Annotated in this window: 14 protein-coding genes and 1 pseudogene; 8 read left to right on the forward strand and 7 right to left on the reverse strand. The window is 70.0% G+C overall.

The features are described from left to right. Positions 1-37 precede the first annotated feature (37 nt). The 6 genes and pseudogenes from ACIBEI_RS07575 to ACIBEI_RS07600 all read left to right on the forward strand — a co-directional run bounded on the left by ACIBEI_RS07575 (position 38) and on the right by ACIBEI_RS07600 (position 5,200). Positions 38-1,318 (forward strand): saccharopine dehydrogenase family protein, encoded by a 1,281-nt coding sequence (locus ACIBEI_RS07575; RefSeq protein ID WP_398886057.1) that lies wholly within the window; start codon positions 38-40, stop codon positions 1,316-1,318. A 131-nt stretch (positions 1,319-1,449) separates the two neighbouring features. After that, a pseudogene (locus ACIBEI_RS07580) lies at positions 1,450-2,942 on the forward strand (APC family permease). Between the two features lies 1 nt (position 2,943). Beyond that, positions 2,944-3,360, forward strand: a complete 417-nt coding sequence (locus tag ACIBEI_RS07585; protein WP_398886059.1) for a universal stress protein — start codon at positions 2,944-2,946, stop codon at positions 3,358-3,360. 87 nt (positions 3,361-3,447) lie between these two features. Further along, positions 3,448-4,446 carry an RNA polymerase subunit sigma-70 gene (locus tag ACIBEI_RS07590; protein WP_398886061.1) on the forward strand — a complete coding sequence of 333 codons (999 nt, stop codon included), beginning with the start codon at positions 3,448-3,450 and terminating at the stop codon, positions 4,444-4,446. A 5-nt stretch (positions 4,447-4,451) separates the two neighbouring features. Next, on the forward strand, positions 4,452-4,748 hold the full coding sequence (locus tag ACIBEI_RS07595; RefSeq protein ID WP_398886063.1) for a hypothetical protein: 297 nt from the start codon (positions 4,452-4,454) through the stop codon (positions 4,746-4,748). Then, positions 4,745-5,200, forward strand: a complete 456-nt coding sequence (locus ACIBEI_RS07600) for a DUF6069 family protein (RefSeq protein WP_398886065.1) — start codon at positions 4,745-4,747, stop codon at positions 5,198-5,200. Before ACIBEI_RS07595 ends, ACIBEI_RS07600 begins: the two co-directional genes overlap by 4 nt. A gap of 83 nt (positions 5,201-5,283) precedes the next feature. On the opposite strand, the gene ACIBEI_RS07605 is transcribed toward ACIBEI_RS07600, so the two are convergent. Both ACIBEI_RS07605 and ACIBEI_RS07610 read right to left on the reverse strand, forming a co-directional pair. Then, positions 5,284-5,781 carry an SRPBCC domain-containing protein gene (locus ACIBEI_RS07605; protein WP_398886067.1) on the reverse strand — a complete coding sequence of 166 codons (498 nt, stop codon included), beginning with the start codon at positions 5,779-5,781 and terminating at the stop codon, positions 5,284-5,286. Continuing rightward, positions 5,778-6,224 carry an ArsR/SmtB family transcription factor gene (locus ACIBEI_RS07610; protein ID WP_398886069.1) on the reverse strand — a complete coding sequence of 149 codons (447 nt, stop codon included), beginning with the start codon at positions 6,222-6,224 and terminating at the stop codon, positions 5,778-5,780. Before ACIBEI_RS07610 ends, ACIBEI_RS07605 begins: the two co-directional genes overlap by 4 nt. Positions 6,225-6,350: 126 nt before the next feature. Between ACIBEI_RS07610 and ACIBEI_RS07615 the strand changes: the two genes are divergently transcribed. Then, the gene (locus ACIBEI_RS07615; RefSeq protein WP_398886342.1) at positions 6,351-6,971 is read left to right on the forward strand and encodes a hypothetical protein; all 621 of its coding nucleotides are present in this window, start codon (positions 6,351-6,353) and stop codon (positions 6,969-6,971) included. Between the two features lie 26 nt (positions 6,972-6,997). Here the strand turns inward: ACIBEI_RS07615 and ACIBEI_RS07620 are convergent, their stop codons facing one another. Further along, positions 6,998-7,498: a cysteine dioxygenase family protein gene (locus tag ACIBEI_RS07620; RefSeq protein ID WP_269655168.1), complete on the reverse strand. Its 501-nt coding sequence runs from the start codon at positions 7,496-7,498 to the stop codon at positions 6,998-7,000. Continuing rightward, positions 7,495-8,430 carry an amidohydrolase gene (locus tag ACIBEI_RS07625; RefSeq protein ID WP_398886072.1) on the reverse strand — a complete coding sequence of 312 codons (936 nt, stop codon included), beginning with the start codon at positions 8,428-8,430 and terminating at the stop codon, positions 7,495-7,497. Before ACIBEI_RS07625 ends, ACIBEI_RS07620 begins: the two co-directional genes overlap by 4 nt. Positions 8,431-8,669: 239 nt before the next feature. On the opposite strand from ACIBEI_RS07625, the gene ACIBEI_RS07630 reads away from it, so the two are divergent. Next, the gene (locus ACIBEI_RS07630) at positions 8,670-9,674 is read left to right on the forward strand and encodes a LacI family DNA-binding transcriptional regulator (protein WP_398886074.1); all 1,005 of its coding nucleotides are present in this window, start codon (positions 8,670-8,672) and stop codon (positions 9,672-9,674) included. A gap of 181 nt (positions 9,675-9,855) precedes the next feature. On the opposite strand, the gene ACIBEI_RS07635 is transcribed toward ACIBEI_RS07630, so the two are convergent. From ACIBEI_RS07635 to ACIBEI_RS07645, 3 genes are read right to left on the reverse strand one after another with little or no spacing between them, the layout of a single operon-like run. Further along, entirely contained in the window at positions 9,856-11,121 is a 1,266-nt protein-coding gene (locus tag ACIBEI_RS07635; RefSeq protein ID WP_398886076.1) for an amidohydrolase family protein, read from the reverse strand. After that, positions 11,118-12,659 (reverse strand): amidase, encoded by a 1,542-nt coding sequence (locus tag ACIBEI_RS07640; RefSeq protein ID WP_398886078.1) that lies wholly within the window; start codon positions 12,657-12,659, stop codon positions 11,118-11,120. Before ACIBEI_RS07640 ends, ACIBEI_RS07635 begins: the two co-directional genes overlap by 4 nt. After that, the gene (locus ACIBEI_RS07645; RefSeq protein ID WP_398886080.1) at positions 12,656-14,608 is read right to left on the reverse strand and encodes a dipeptide ABC transporter ATP-binding protein; all 1,953 of its coding nucleotides are present in this window, start codon (positions 14,606-14,608) and stop codon (positions 12,656-12,658) included. The genes ACIBEI_RS07640 and ACIBEI_RS07645 overlap by 4 nt, the downstream gene beginning before the upstream one ends. Positions 14,609-14,617 lie beyond the last annotated feature (9 nt).

The following is a 14,617-nucleotide window of genomic DNA, read 5'->3' on the forward strand; positions in this document are numbered from 1 at the left end:
TTGCCCCTGCGACGTCGGGACGAAGGAGTGCTGCGCCATGCGAGTTCTCTTGGTCGGAGCGGGAGGCGTCGGGACCGCGATCACGAGGATCGCGGCCCGGCGTTCCTTCTACGAGCACATGGTCGTCGCCGACTACGACCCGGCGCGGGCGGAGTCGGCCGTCACGGCCCTCGGGGAGGACGAGCACAGGTTCACGGCGATGCAGCTCGACGCCTCGGACACCGCCGGCGTGCAGGCCGCCCTCGCCGAGCACCGCTGTGACGTCCTGCTCAACGCAACCGACCCCCGTTTCGTGCTGCCGCTGTTCGACGCGGCGCTCACCCATGGCGCCCACTACCTGGACATGGCGATGTCCCTGTCCCGGCCGCACCCGACCCGCCCCTACCAGGAGTGCGGCGTGAAACTGGGGGACGCGCAGTTCGAACGGTCCGCCGAGTGGGAGGCGGCGGACCGGCTCGCGCTGGTCGGCATGGGTGTGGAGCCGGGTCTGTCGGACGTCTTCGCCCGCTACGCCGCCGACGTCCTCTTCGACGAGATCGAGGAGATCGGCATCCGTGACGGCGCCAACCTGGTCGTGGACGGCTACGACTTCGCCCCGTCCTTCAGCATCTGGACGACCATCGAGGAATGCCTCAACCCACCGGTCGTCTACGAAGCGGAGCGGGGCTGGTTCACCACACCGCCCTTCAGCGAGCCGGAGGTCTTCGACTTCCCGGAGGACATCGGTCCGGTGGAGTGCGTCAACGTCGAGCACGAGGAAGTGCTGCTGGTCCCCCGGTGGTTGAAGGCCGGGCGGGTCACCTTCAAGTACGGACTCGGCGACGAGTTCATCGGCGTCCTCCAGACCCTGCACAAACTGGGCCTGGACCGCACCGACCCGGTCACCGTGAATGGCGGCACCGACACCGGCATCGGAACGGCGGGCAAGGTCACGGTCTCCCCGCGGGACGTGGTCGCCGCCTGTCTGCCCGACCCGGCCGGCCTCGGGGACCGTATGCACGGCAAGACGTGCGCGGGTACGTGGGTCAAGGGCACAAAGGACGGCCGGCCCCGGGAGGTCTACCTCTACCACGTGGTCGACAACCAGTGGTCGATGCGGGAGTACGGCTCCCAGGCCGTGGTCTGGCAGACCGCGATCAACCCCGTGGCCGCTCTCGAACTCATCGCGTCGGGAGCCTGGCACGGCAGCGGAGTGCTCGGTCCCGAGGCACTGCCGCCCCGGCCGTTCCTCGACCTGCTGACGGCGTACGGGTCACCGTGGGGCATGCGTGAGGACACGCCCGTAACCGGGCCCGGGTCCGTCGGCCCCACCGTCTGAACTACCCGCTGCCGCTCACACACCCGAAGACGTCTGCCCAGGTGACATACGTATCCAAGAGGCCCTCAATGGCGTAAAAAGTTCCACAACGCCCTGTTGTATGGATTCACGCGCAACCGGAGCGAGGGAACATGGCCAACGACACCGCGGACGCGCCCCCACCTGTCGGGTTGAAGGCCATGCGATCGGCTTCGTCGACGCGCTCGTCATCGGTCTCAACTCCACCTCCCCGGCGTACTCGCTGGCGGCGGTCATCGGTCCGATCGTGGCGCTGGTGGGCATCTACGCCCCGGGCGTGATGATCGCGTCGTTCGTGCCGATGCTGTTGATCGCATCGGCGTTCTACTACCTCAACAAGGTCGACCAGGACTGCGGCACGACGTTCTCGTGGGTCACCCGGGCCATGGGCCCGTGGGCCGGCTGGCTCGGTGGATGGGCCATCGCGATGACCGGAGTTCTGGTGGTCGGATCGCTGGCGGACGTCGCCGTGAGCTTCGCGCTCCTCGCCTTCGGCCTCGACAGTTGGGCCGACGACGACTTCGTACGCCAGTCGCTCGCGGTGCTGCTCATCCTCGTGATGACGGCCGTGTGCGTCGTCGGCACCGAGGTGTCGGCCAAGGTGCAGAACGTCCTCATCCTGGCGCAGGTCGCCTGTCTGATCGCCTTCGTCGTGGTGGCGCTCTACCGGGTCTACGCGGACACGAGCACCTTCGACTCCATCAAACCGTCCTTCGAGTGGCTGGATCCCTTCGGAGCCGGCGGCGCGTCACTGACCGGGGCCCTGCTGCTGGGGGTGTTCATCTACTGGGGCTGGGAGTCGGCGGTCAATCTCACCGAGGAGGTCGAGAACTCCGCCACCGCTCCCGGCAAGGCGGGCGTCTGGTCGACGGTCGTGCTCCTGGTGACCTATCTGTCGGTCGGTTTCGCGGTCGTGGCCTACGCCGGTACGACCTTCCTCGCCGACAACGCCGACGAGGAGGAGTTCATCTTCGCCCTGCTCGCCACCGAGGTGATGGGCGGCTGGGACTGGGTCGTACTGCTGGCGGTGTCGACGTCCGCCCTGGCGTCGACACAGACGACGATCATCCCGGCGTCGCGCACGGCGCTGTCCATGGCCCGCCGTCACGCGTTGCCCGAGCACTTCGCACACATCCACCCGCGGTTCCGCACGCCCGACGTCAGTACGTGGTGGGTCGCCGGCATCGCCATCGCCTGGTACCTCGTCGTCAACCAGATCAGCACCAACGCCCTCTTCGACTCGCTCACCGCGCTGTCGCTGCTGATCGCGTTCTACTACGCGCTCACGGGTGTGGCCTGCGCGGTCTACTACCGCCGCCATCTCACCGAGAGCGTGCGCTACTTCGTACTCATCGGCCTGGGCCCGCTGGTCGGCGCCGGGCTGCTGGCCTGGCTGCTGGTGGAGTCGGTCTCCGACATGGCCGATCCCGAGAACTCCTACAGCGGTGTCTCGTGGTTCGGGCTCGGTCCCCCTCTCGTCATCGGCATCGGGATCGCCCTCGTCGGTCTCGTGCTCATGGTCGTACGGCGGCTGATGTCGCCGGCCTTCTGGTCGGAACGCCCGAGTGTGGCCGACGCCGATCTCGTCCACCGCAAGGAGTCCTGAGATGTCGGTTGTCCTCGGATACGACGAGTCGCCGGGCGCCGCACGTGCGCTGCGCGTCGCGATCGAGGTGTCCGCCGCGTTCGACGAGCCGCTCGTGCTGGTCTACGGTGCCGCGGCTCCGGGGACGGGGGGCGAGGAGTACGGGGCTCACCACGAAGCCGTCCGCGAGGCCGGGCGCGTCGCACTCGACCACGCCGTCAGGGTGGCCGACGAGGCCGACGTACGGACAACCGTCGAAATCATCGACCAGAAGCCGGCCCAGGCACTGATCGATGCCGCGTCACGCCACGGGGCGCGGTTCATCGTGGTGGGCAGCTGGGGAGAGAGCCCGATGCGCGGGGCACTGCTGGGCTCAACTCCCCACAAGCTGCTGCACCTGTCGAGCGTCCCGGTCCTGTGCGTGCCGACCGAACAGTGAGCCGTGCCTTCCGACCTCAGTGATGAGTTTTCGCGCCCGTACCCGTCACACCTACGACGGGACATTGCGAGGCGGAAGGATGACGTCATGAGTGCGGATGCGCGGCTGGAGGAGCTGAGTGTGAGCGGGCTGGGCGAGGTCGACGAGCCGACGTTCACGGGGCTGGCGGAGCGGCACCGGCGGGAGCTGCACGTGCACTGCTACCGGATGCTCGGGTCGTTCGAGGACGCCGAGGACACCGTGCAGGAGACGTTCCTGCGTGCCTGGCGGCGGCGGGAGACGTTCGAGGGGCGGTCGACGTTCCGGGCCTGGCTGTACCGGATCGCCACCAACGCCTGCCTGGACCTGCTCGCCAAGCACCGGCCTGAGCCCGCGACCGGCGGCGAGGTGCTGTGGCTGCAGCCCTACCCGGACCGGCTGCTCGACGAACTGCCCGCGGGCGACGCGGACGAGCCGGAGACCGTCGCCGTCGCACGGGAGACCATCGAGCTGGCGTACTTGGTCGCGGTCCAGCACCTCGCACCGCGCCCGCGGGCCGTGCTGATCCTGCGGGATGTGCTCGGCTGGCCGGCCAAGGAGGTCGCGGAGCTCCTCGGGGACTCCGTCAACTCCGTGAACAGCGCGCTGCAGCGCGCCCGCGCCGGCATGCGGGAGCACCTGCCCGCCGAGCGCCAGGACTGGACCGGCGGCGAACAGGACGCCGGGACACGCGAGCTGGTGCGCCGCTTCACCGACGCCAGCGTCGCCACGGACATCCCCAGGATCGCCGCCATGCTGCGGGACGACGTCCGCTGCTCGATGCCGCCCACGCCGGGCCTGCACGTCGGCCGCGACGCCGTGGTGAACGACTGGGTCGAGGACGGCTTCGAGGGCATGAAGGGCCTGCGCGGCATCCCCACCTCCGTGAACCGGCAGCCCGCCGTCGCCTTCTACCTCTGGCAGGAGCAGGAGGGCGCGTACCTGCCGCTGACGATCGACGTGCTGCGCGTCACCGGCGGGGCGATCACCGAGATCGTCACGTTCCACGACGACCAGTTCCCGCGGCTCGGGCTGCCGGAGCGCCTGCCGGCGAACGGCACGGAGTAGTCCCGGTGCGGACACTCACGCTGCGCGCCGGCGCGCGCGTGGCGGTGATCGCGGCCCAGTGGCACGACGCGTTCGGCGTCGTCACCCATGGACGGGTGCAGCTGGAGCTGCGCGACGGCGAGCCCGGACCGGTCCTCGGACGCGACGCCGGGTTCTGGCTCCGCGGCACCGGCGTCCGCGCCCTGCGCAACCCCGGCCGTCGCACGGCGAGGGTACGCATCGTCACCCCCAGGGCCGACACCGCCACACACCAGTCGACAGACCCCGTACGCCAGTCACCGAATGACGGAGGAACGACATGAACAGCATGAATGACACCGGGATCGTCGCAGGCCCGGCCTCGGGCCGGACCAGCCACACCCACCGATTCCGCGGGCTCGTCGGCACCGGCTTGATCGCCACGCTCACGGCGATGGTGGCCACCACCCTCGCCGCGGCGCTCGCCCGGGCCGTTGGCGTCGACTTCGAGGTCTCCGACGGTGGCGAGACGATCCCGTTGTCCGGGTTCGCCGTGGTGACCGGCTTCTTCTCGGTCGTGGGCATCGTCATTGCCGTCGCTCTTCTTCGTTGGAGCGCTCGACCCGCCCAGCGATTCGTGTGGACGGCAGTGTCACTGACCGTGATCTCGTTGGTCCCGCCCCTCCTCTCCGGGGCGGAAACCACCACCATCACGGCCCTCCTCGGGCTGCACCTCGTCCCTGCGGCGGTGATGATCCCGACCCTGGCGCGGAGCCTCCGCACCCGGACCGGTTGACGACCCCGCAACGGACAATGCGCGGTGGAGTGGCCCTCAGGGCCCCTCCGTTCCAGCTTCCCGCTCGATGACTCACCCGGCCATCAGGCTGCGGATTCGGCCAGCAGCGCGTCGATCTGGCCCAGGCCTGCGGACATGCCCTCGGCCATGCCCATGGACACCAGCTGTTCCATCGCCTCGGCCGTGGGGAACGTACTCTCGACCGTCATCAGGGTGGCGGCCTCGCCGTCCGCGGTGAGCCGCACGCGGACGATCATCGTCGGCATGTCCGGGTTGGGCTTGCCGGTGTCATCGGCGAAGCCGTCCTCGAACTCCAGCCCGTTCGGGCTGTCGACAGTCAGGACGCGCCACCACCCGTAGTGCTTGTCACCTTCCGGCCCGGTCATGAAGTACGTGACCGAACCGCCCGGAGTCAGGTCGTGGTCGACAACGGTCGCGGGGTAGGTCGGCGGTCCCCACCACCTCTCCAACTGCCGAGGGTCCTCCCAGACCTGCCACACCCGGGCCGGCAACGCGTCGAACCGCGCGGTGATCGTCAGCGCGAGAGCTTCAGGGTTCTTCTGGACATCGATCACAGTCATGACAGGTGCTCCTTGCCGTTTTCGGGATCGGAGTGGGGATGGGAATCGGGACCGCGCTCTGAACCTGGGCCTGGGCCTGAATCTGGGCCTGAATCTGGCTCTGGTCCTGGTCCCGGATCGGCAAGGATCGCGCCGATCCGGTCGATGCGACCACGCCACACATCTGCCAGCTGGTCCAGCAGCCGATGGGCCTCACCCAGGGAGTCCGCGTTGCCGCGTACTCGCTGCTCCCGGCCCTGCCGCTCCTTGGTGACCAGCCCGGCCTGTTCCAGGACCGCCACATGTTTCTGCACGGCCGCGAAACTCATCGGGAACCGCCGGGCGAGCTCCGAGACCGAGTACTCCCCGGCCAGAGTGAGAGCCACGATCTCGCGCCGCGTCGCATCGGCCAAGGCATGAAAGATGCGATCGGCTCGCTCTGCGGATCCCTGACGTACAACCATTAAGTTGTACGTTAGCCGCTACGGCCGGGCCGAGCAAGCGGGGCGCCGTCGCTGTCCCGATCAAGCGTTGGTGGACTTGATTGCGGCGTCCTCGTCCCGGCAGGAGACACTGGATCCGTGCTGATCATGGACGCCGTACTGGAGACACACCTGACCGCCGACTTCGCTCTGTGGCCCGTTGCCGAATTGCCTCCGGATCGGCTCCTGGTCCTGTCCGGTGAACTGTCGCCACACGAAATCGGCACCGCCATGGCGGTTCTGACGACCTACAACAAGGGGCGGCGCGAACGCCGACCACGGGCGCCCAAGGACAGCCTGGAGCAGGTCGGGCGTCTGGTGGCGACCGAGTGCGTCGTCGCTCCCGGCGGCCTGCGAATACGGGACACGGCCACCGGGGTCACAGCGGTGCCCGGGTGCTGTTGCGGGCTGGAGAACTGGCGGGAGTGGCTCGATCTGACGAACGGCGACGAGCCGTGGCTCGGCCACGACCCCTGGCCGCGCATCGAGCATGCCGGTGCGATTGCCCGGCTGTGGCCCGATGGGGATCGACCGGAGGGTCTTCCCATCGAGCTTCCGCTGGCTCAACTGCCTGAGCAGCTGGGCCTGGTTCGGGAGCGGCTTGCCGGATTCCTCCGTGCGGTTGAGGCGTGGGCTACGAGTTACGCCCCGTCCATCGCCGACGCCGTGGTCGCGAAGCTCGATGAAGATCTCGCCGTCAGCGCCCCTCTCCACCGAGTCGAGAGCTGAGCGCCGACCGGTCGGGCCAGTCCGTCTCAGGCCGCCGGGGTGTCCAGTGGGCGCAGTTCGTCGGCGTACGAGACGGAGATGCGGCGCATCAGGCCGTCCTCGGTGATGTCGTACTGGCCGAGGCGCCACAGCGGTGGCGAGTAGGCGTGGATCGAGACGGCGTCGTCGGTGGCGCCGGTGAGCCGGTGGATGTGCTCGGGGCCGAAGCAGAAGGACTCGCCGGTGGTGACGGTGACGGACAGGTGGCTGCCGCCGATGCGCGGGTTGGACTCGTGGAGCGCGCCCTGGACGATGCCGACGGCGCCGGAGGAGATGTCGTGGTCGTGCCAGCCGGTGTCGTTCTGGCGGGTCCAGCAGAGCAGCCAGACGTCGACGTATTCGTCGCGGTACAAGGACGCGTAGTGGCGCTGTTCGTCGGAGAAGGCGACCTGTTCGCGCCAGAGGTCGGGGCGGGTGGCGAGGTCGTCGACGAGCGCCTGGAGTTCGCGCTTGTCGAGGGTGCGGTCGGGCAGGGACTCGTACGTCATGAGTGGCTCCCTTCGGGTCGGGTCCGCCACGGGGACACGGCTCGGGCGCCGCCGTACAGGAGGCGGGCGGGGTTGGTGATGCGCAGCGCGTGGACAGCGGCCGCCGCGCCGAGGTCGGGGATGACCGGAGGTGCATACGGGCGGTCGCTGCCGCCGACGACCACGTCGATGCCGACGGCACGAACGACCGCGTCCACGGCGCGAGTTCCGTAGGAAGAGGTCTCGTAGAACGCTTCGAAGTCGACCTGGCCCCGCCCGCCGCCGCGGATCGCGAGCCGTTCGCCGTGGAGCGGGGCGAGGCCCGCGAGGGCGGCGAAGCAGACGCGCAGGTGGGGGTGTCGGGCGCGACCGAAGGCGCGGAAGGCGAACCAAGACGCGTGCATCTGGTGCACGTACGGGACCAGGGCCGGCCACCACGGAGGGGCGTCTTGCGTGGGCTGGACCGCGCCTGGGTGGATGAAGAGCGGTTTGCCGAGGCGGGTGAGGACGTCGAGGAAGGGGGCGCACCGGGTCCAGCCGGCCGCGTCGAGGAGGGCTGTGGCGGGCAGTTGGAGGCCCACGCAGCCGCGCCGGAGTTCGCGTTCGACGGCCTCCGGGTCCGGTGCCGACAGGCAGGGTGCGGCCCAGACGCCGAAGGGGGCCGGCAGTGCGAGGGCGCCGTCGTGGAACGCCGCCAGCAGTGGGGCGGACTCGGCGGGCGGCAGGTACTCGATGCCGAGGGGGCTGGACAGGGAGACGAGGGCGAGGCCGAGGCCGTCGGTGGCGGCAAGACGCGTACGGGCCGTGATGTCGTGGTCGGCCGGGTCGACCTCGTAGGGCGGTTCGCTGTCCACGTGCAGGGTCCAGCCGTCGAGGTACGGCGGTGTGGTGCGGGAGCGCAGCAACTCGATGAAGTCGGCTGGCCAGATGTGCTGGTGGACGTCGGTGGGCACGCGGCGGTCCTCGGGCTGGCAAGGATAGGAGGCAAGGTTGAGGAGGGGCGGTCAACCAAGGTTAAGCGTTTCACTTATACGGTTAACTTAAGCGATTAACAAGCGGGCCTGTCAAGCATGCGTTGGCGGCGGCGAGCGGGCCCGCGCTCGAGAGCGACGCCCGAGTACGGACGGGACCGCGGCGGCGCCCGGCGGGCCGGGTGCCCACAATGCGGACGCGTCCCGGTAGGCTTCCCGGCATGGCCAGGCCCAGCAAGCGCACCACCCTTCGGGAGGTGGCCGAGGCCACGGGCCTCTCCACCGCCGCCGTCTCCTACGCCCTGCGCGGCAAACACGTCTCCAAGGAGACCGAAGAACGGGTGCGCCAGGCCGCGGCCGAACTCGGCTACGAGGCCGATCCCATCGCCCGCGCACTGGTCAGCGGCCGCACCAGCATGGTCGGCGTCCTCGCGGGCGACCTCCAGGACCTGTGGCAGCAGCAGTTGATGGCGGCCATCGGCCGGGAACTGCTGGCCGGCGACCGCTACGCGCTGATCCTCGACGCGGGTGGCGACCCCGACCGCGAACTGGCTCTCGCCAAGCAGCTGCGCGACCAGCGGGTCGACGCGCTGCTGGTGTCTCCCGTGAACCCCTCCGCGAAGGGCTGGGCATCCATCGCCGACTCGCTGCCGGTGGTGGCCGTCGGCGACTCGCTGAGCCGGGCCCGTACGGCCGGGCAGGTCATCTTCGACAACCGGGCCGGTATCGACGCCGTACTGGAGTATCTGCACGGCCTCGGCCACCGCCGGGTGACCGTTCTGACCCCGACCCGCCCGAGCACCCCGGACCGGCCCGCCGACGTCTATGTCCGCGAGGCGGCCGACCGCCTCGGCCTCCAGGCCGAACTGGTCCCCTGCCCTCAGGAGTTGGGCGAGGCGACAGCGGTGGCGCGCGGCGTTCTGGACGGGTCCCGCCCCGCGACCGCCGTGTTCTGCTTCTCGGACTCACTGGCGTACGGGGTGTACGCGGCCGCGGCGGACGCCTCACTGGAGGTCGGCCGGGACGTCTCCGTGGTCGGCTTCGACAACCATCCGGTGTCGCGGGTGCTCACTCCACCGCTGACCACCGTGGACTGGGGGTTGACCCAGATCGCGGCGGAGGCTGCACGGCTGACGGTCGCGGCGATCGAGGGCAAGCGCGTCCGGAAGAAGCGGGTGCTGTGCGCACCGCAGATGAGCGAGCGCGGGTCTGCCGTGCGGGTGTGAGACCTCGGCGAGCGCCTGGCCGAGGACGTCACTGACCGACCGCGGCGGAAACCAGAACCCGCCTCTCCCGATCCACGACGCTCACCCCTCCCACTCCCCCGCCGTCCAGGCGTGACACGCGACCAGCAGCCACACGGATGTGCTGGCGGTCGCGGCGGGTGTCTTCGTCACGCGGCCTTCGCTACCCGGCGGCCTCGGGCAGCGTGTGCTTGGCCAGGCGGCCCTCCTGCATGACCAGCACCACGTTGGCGGGGTCGGCGAGCACATCGATGTCGGCGACAGGATCGCCGTCGCACACGACGACGTCGGCGGTCTTTCCCGGTTCGATGGTGCCGAGAGTGTCGTCGAGCCCCATCAGCTGAGCGGCGTTCAGCGTGCCGGCGCGGATGACGTCCAGCGGCGACATGCCCAGTTTCACCATGTGGCCGAGCTCTTCGAGGTTCCGGGCGTGCGGGACGGCTCCCGCGTCGGTGCCGAGGGCCACCTTCACTCCGCGCCGGACCGCCTCGCTCAGCCGCTCGATGGCGGCATCGGCCATCCGCATCTTCTTCTCGTATGCCTCTGCCGTGTAGCGTTCCCGGCCCATGTGGAAGGTCGACAGGGTCGGTACGACGAACGCGCCCTTCTCCAGCATGAGATCGATGCCCTCGTCGTCGATGAGGTAGCCGTGTTCGATGCTGGACACGCCGCCGCGCAGGGCGTTCTTGATGCCCTGTGTGCCCTGTGCGTGCGCGGCGACCGGACGACCGCGATGGCATCGTGTCTCGTCCACCACCGCCGCGATCTCCTCGACGGTCAGCCCCTCGTCCTCGGGCTGGTCGCTCGGGCTGTTCACGCCGCCGGTCGCGCAGATCTTGATGACGTCGGCACCCTCGTGGAGCAACCGCCTCGTCGACAGCCGAACCTGGACCGGGTCGTCCGCCAGTTCGCTGAAGGGCTCGGGAAGGGCCGCCGACGGGTCGAACCCGCTCGGCAGGCTGAAGTCGGCATGCCCTCCGGTGTGACTCATCAGCCTCACCGCGACGTGCAGTCGGGGCCCCTCGATCAGGCCCTGCGCCACCGCGTCCCGATAGCCGGCGTCGATGCCGCCGAGGTCCCGCGCCGTCGTGATTCCGGCGTGCAACGTCTCGCGCATGCGCCGCGCCCGCTCGAAGACGGTGACCGTCGGCCGGTTGGTCAGCAGTCTCCCCCGGAAATCGGCGTTGCTGTCCATGAGGAAATGCACATGGCAGTCGAAGAAACCCGGCAGGAGCGTACGTCCGCCGAGATCGATGACCGTCGCACCCTCGGGCGCTGGTGACGAGCTCTCAGGTCCGACGTAGGTGAACATGCCGTCCTCCACCACCACGGTCACCGACGCGACGGGGGCGGCACCGGTTCCGTCGATCAGGCGGGCGTTGGTGAACACGGTGGGGCTCGCGGATCCGTGTACGTGGTTCTCGGTCATTTCCCACTCCTGTCCCGCGAGAGGCGCGGTGTCATGACTTCCGGTCCGTCCCCTGCCTGGTCCGCCTGGTCCGCCTGGTCCGCCTGGTCCGCCTGGTCCGCCTCGTCGGCCTGGTCGGCGAACACCGGCGGGCGCAGCGAGGCCCAGGGCCGCTCCGCCTCCAACTGCGCCGCCACGGCGACCAGCAGGTCCTCCCGCCCATAGGCCGCCGCGAGCTGGATTCCGATGGGCTCGCCGGACTCGGTCAGTGTCGCGGGCACTGCGATCGCGGGCTGCCCTGTCGTGTTGAACGGCGCGGTGAAGGTAAGCACGTCGACCGACTTCCGCAGGCCATCGGCTTCCTGCCACGGCCAGCCCACCGGCTTCGGCGTCGTGGCGAACACCGGGCTCAGCAGCAGGTCGTACTCCTGCCACCAGTCCGCCATGGCGGCCCGCAGCCGCTCCTGCCAGACGAAGGCGTCGGCCAGCTCCAGTCCCGTGATCTCCCGCCCACGCCGCAGCCAGAACCTGGTCACGGCGTCGAGGTCGTCCGGTCCTGGCCGCTCACCGAGTTCCGCGCTCAGCGCCTCGACGGTCTGGACCGCGGTGACGCTGAGCGCGTCGAAGAACGCCTTCAGGCACATCGGATCCAGCATCGGTTCGGGATGGGCCTCCTCGACCTCGTGTCCGAGCCGCTCGAGTATCCGGGCTGTGTCCAGCACAGCCTCCCGTACGGACCGCACGACCTGCGGGGCGTGGTCGGGCGTCCGGGCGAGGAAACCGACCCGGAGCCGTCCCGGATCGCGGCCGACCATCGCGGTCAGGCCGCCCGGGGGAAGGGGGGCGGGGCCGCCGCGGTCGCCCGGCGCACCACCGCTCACCGCGTCGAGCACCGCCGCGGTGTCCCGTACGGACCGGGTGACCACAGCAGGGACACTGTGGCCCCACCTGTTGGATGTGCCAGGGCCCGCGCTGATCCGCCCGAGGCTCGGCTTCAGACCTACCAGATGACAGAACGCGGCCGGCATCCGGATCGAACCGCCGCCGTCGCCTCCCTGCGCCACGGGCACCATACCCGCGGCGACCGAGGCCGACGCGCCGCCCGACGAACCACCGGACGTCAGGTCGGTGCGCCACGGATTCCGCGTGACACCGTGGACGCCGCTTTCGCTGACCGAGAGCAGGCCGAACTCCGGCGTCGAGGTCTGGCCGACGACCACGAAACCGGCCGCCCTGAGCCGCCGGTTGATGACGGCGTCCTCTTTGGCGACGCGGTGGTGCCGGGCCACCCAGGCGGACCCGTAGTGCGCCGGGTCGCCCTCGCTGTCGTTGAGCGCCTTCACCAGCGTGGGCACACCCGCGAAGGGGGCGTCCTCGCGGATGCGCCCCGCCTCCGCGATTGCCTGTTCGTACCGTCGGTGAGTGATGGCGTTGATCTGCGGATCGGTCGCTTCGATGCGCTCGATGGCGGCCTCGACCAGCTCCCTCGGTGACGCCTCACCCCGCCGGACCAGGTCCGCCTGGGCCACGGCGTCCATGGTGGCCAGGGCCCTCCTCATTCACGTACCTCCTTGTCCGCGATGCCCGCGTGTGCGCCTGCGCCTGGAGCTGTGTCTGCGGCTGCGTCCGCGTCCGCGTCCGCGGGGAAGTGGCACGCCGCCGCGTGCCCCGCCCGCACCGTGGACAGTTCCGGAACCTCCGCCCAGCAACGGGACTCGGCATGGGAACACCGGGAGGCGAAAGCGCACCCCTGAGCGTCTGCCCGCTGCTCACGCGCAGCCTCTTCCGACGGACTCATCGCGCCCGGTTCGGGCCGGTCCCGTGGGTCGGGCGACGGGACGGCGTCGAGCAGCGCCCTGGTGTACCAGTGCGCCGGTGAGGCGAAGAGTGCTTCCGCCTCCGCGACCTCCACGACACGGCCCGCGTACATCACCACCACCCGGTCCGAGACGGCCTGGACCACTGCGAGGTCGTGGGAGATGAAGACGTAGGTCAACTCCTCGGCCTGCTGGATCGTGAGCAGCAGATCCAGCACTTGTGCCTGCACGGAGACGTCCAGCGCCGAGGTCGGCTCGTCGAGGACCACGGCCTCCGGCCGGGCGGCGATCGCGCGGGCGATGGCGATGCGCTGCTTCTGGCCGCCGGAGAACTCGTGCGGCAGCCTGCCCGCGGCCTCCGGCGGCAGGCCGACCTCGGTCAGCACCTCGTCGATCCGCCGGCGTGCCTCGGCGCCCGTCACGCCGCTCGTGGCCAGTGGCTCGCGCACCGAAGTCGCCACCCGCAGCTTGGGGTTGAGCGAACCCGCCGGATGCTGGAACACCATCTGGACGGCACGCCGGAATGCCTGCAGCCGCTTGCCCCGGAACCCGCTGTAGTCGGCGCCGTCCTTCTCCAGCCGACCCGAGGTCGGCCGGTCCAACCGGACCAGCATCTTGGCGAGGGTGCTCTTGCCCGAGCCGGACTCGCCGACGACGCCCAGTACTTCGCCCCTGCCGACACGCAGGGAGACGTCCCTGAGCGCATGCACGGTATGGCCGTCCGAGCGGAAACCGCGGCTCAGCCCGTCCACCGTGAAGAGCGCGGAGCTGTCCGCATCGGCGGAGCCGTCCAAGTCACCGGTCCCGTACGTACCGGCGTTACCGTTCCCGTTCGCGGACTCGGGCCGGACCCGCTTACCCACCGTGGGCACCGAACCGAGCAGCATCTTCGTGTACTCCGAAGCCGGACGCAGCAGCACCTCCTCCACGGCGCCGGTCTCGACGATCTCACCGTCCTTCATGACCGCCACCCGGTCCGCGGTCTGCGCGATCACCCCGATGTCGTGGGAGATCAGCAGGATCGCGACACCGAACTCGTCGCGGATCGTCCGGAGCAGCCTCAGGATCTCGGCCTGCACCGTGACGTCCAGCGCGGTCGTCGGCTCGTCGGCCAGGAGCAGCCGTGGCTCGCCGGCCAGGGCGAGCGCCATGGCCACGCGCTGGCGCAGTCCGCCGGAGAGCTGGTGCGGGTACTGGCGTGCCCTGCGCTCCGGTTCCGGGACACGTACCCGGCGCAGCAGTTCGACCACTGCCTGCCGCTGTGCGTCTCCCTTCAGACCGCGGTGCCGTGTCAGCACCTCACCGATCTGCCTGCCCACCCGCATGCTCGGATCCAGCGCTCCCATGGCGTCCTGGAAGACCATCGCGACCTCGCTGCCGCGCAGTCGCGTGAGCGCCTTGTCGTCCACGGCCGACAGGTCGGTGCCGCACACCTCGAACAGTTCGGCGGTCACCTGTGCCTGCTTCGGCAGCAGTCCGAGGCAGGCCATCGCGACGGAGGTCTTGCCACTCCCGCTCTCGCCGATCAGGCCGACTATCTCCCCGGCCCGTACCGTCAGGTCGACCCCGCGGACGCTGGCCGGCGCCGTACCGTACCGGACGTTGAAGTCACGGAATCGCAGGACGGCTTCCGCGGGGTTCTCGTCGTCCATCTCCGTCTTCCCGGTGCCCTCCACCGCTGTGGCGTTCATCGGCGCTCC

The organism is Streptomyces sp. NPDC050988, from assembly GCF_044456225.1.
Classification (GTDB): domain Bacteria; phylum Actinomycetota; class Actinomycetes; order Streptomycetales; family Streptomycetaceae; genus Streptomyces.

What these genes read in the sequence shown, in the direction of transcription:
- ACIBEI_RS07600 (WP_398886065.1), top strand. Translation starts at nt 4,745, where the DNA reads ATGAACAGCATGAATGACACCGGGATCGTCGCAGGCCCGGCCTCGGGC.
- ACIBEI_RS07575 (WP_398886057.1), top strand. Translation starts at nt 38, where the DNA reads ATGCGAGTTCTCTTGGTCGGAGCGGGAGGCGTCGGGACCGCGATCACG.
- ACIBEI_RS07630 (WP_398886074.1), top strand. Translation starts at nt 8,670, where the DNA reads ATGGCCAGGCCCAGCAAGCGCACCACCCTTCGGGAGGTGGCCGAGGCC.
- ACIBEI_RS07585 (WP_398886059.1), top strand. Translation starts at nt 2,944, where the DNA reads ATGTCGGTTGTCCTCGGATACGACGAGTCGCCGGGCGCCGCACGTGCG.
- ACIBEI_RS07605 (WP_398886067.1), bottom strand. Translation starts at nt 5,781, where the DNA reads ATGACTGTGATCGATGTCCAGAAGAACCCTGAAGCTCTCGCGCTGACG.
- ACIBEI_RS07620 (WP_269655168.1), bottom strand. Translation starts at nt 7,498, where the DNA reads ATGACGTACGAGTCCCTGCCCGACCGCACCCTCGACAAGCGCGAACTC.
- ACIBEI_RS07640 (WP_398886078.1), bottom strand. Translation starts at nt 12,659, where the DNA reads ATGAGGAGGGCCCTGGCCACCATGGACGCCGTGGCCCAGGCGGACCTG.
- ACIBEI_RS07610 (WP_398886069.1), bottom strand. Translation starts at nt 6,224, where the DNA reads ATGGTTGTACGTCAGGGATCCGCAGAGCGAGCCGATCGCATCTTTCAT.
- ACIBEI_RS07615 (WP_398886342.1), top strand. Translation starts at nt 6,351, where the DNA reads ATGGACGCCGTACTGGAGACACACCTGACCGCCGACTTCGCTCTGTGG.
- ACIBEI_RS07635 (WP_398886076.1), bottom strand. Translation starts at nt 11,121, where the DNA reads ATGACCGAGAACCACGTACACGGATCCGCGAGCCCCACCGTGTTCACC.
- ACIBEI_RS07645 (WP_398886080.1), bottom strand. Translation starts at nt 14,608, where the DNA reads ATGAACGCCACAGCGGTGGAGGGCACCGGGAAGACGGAGATGGACGAC.
- ACIBEI_RS07590 (WP_398886061.1), top strand. Translation starts at nt 3,448, where the DNA reads ATGAGTGCGGATGCGCGGCTGGAGGAGCTGAGTGTGAGCGGGCTGGGC.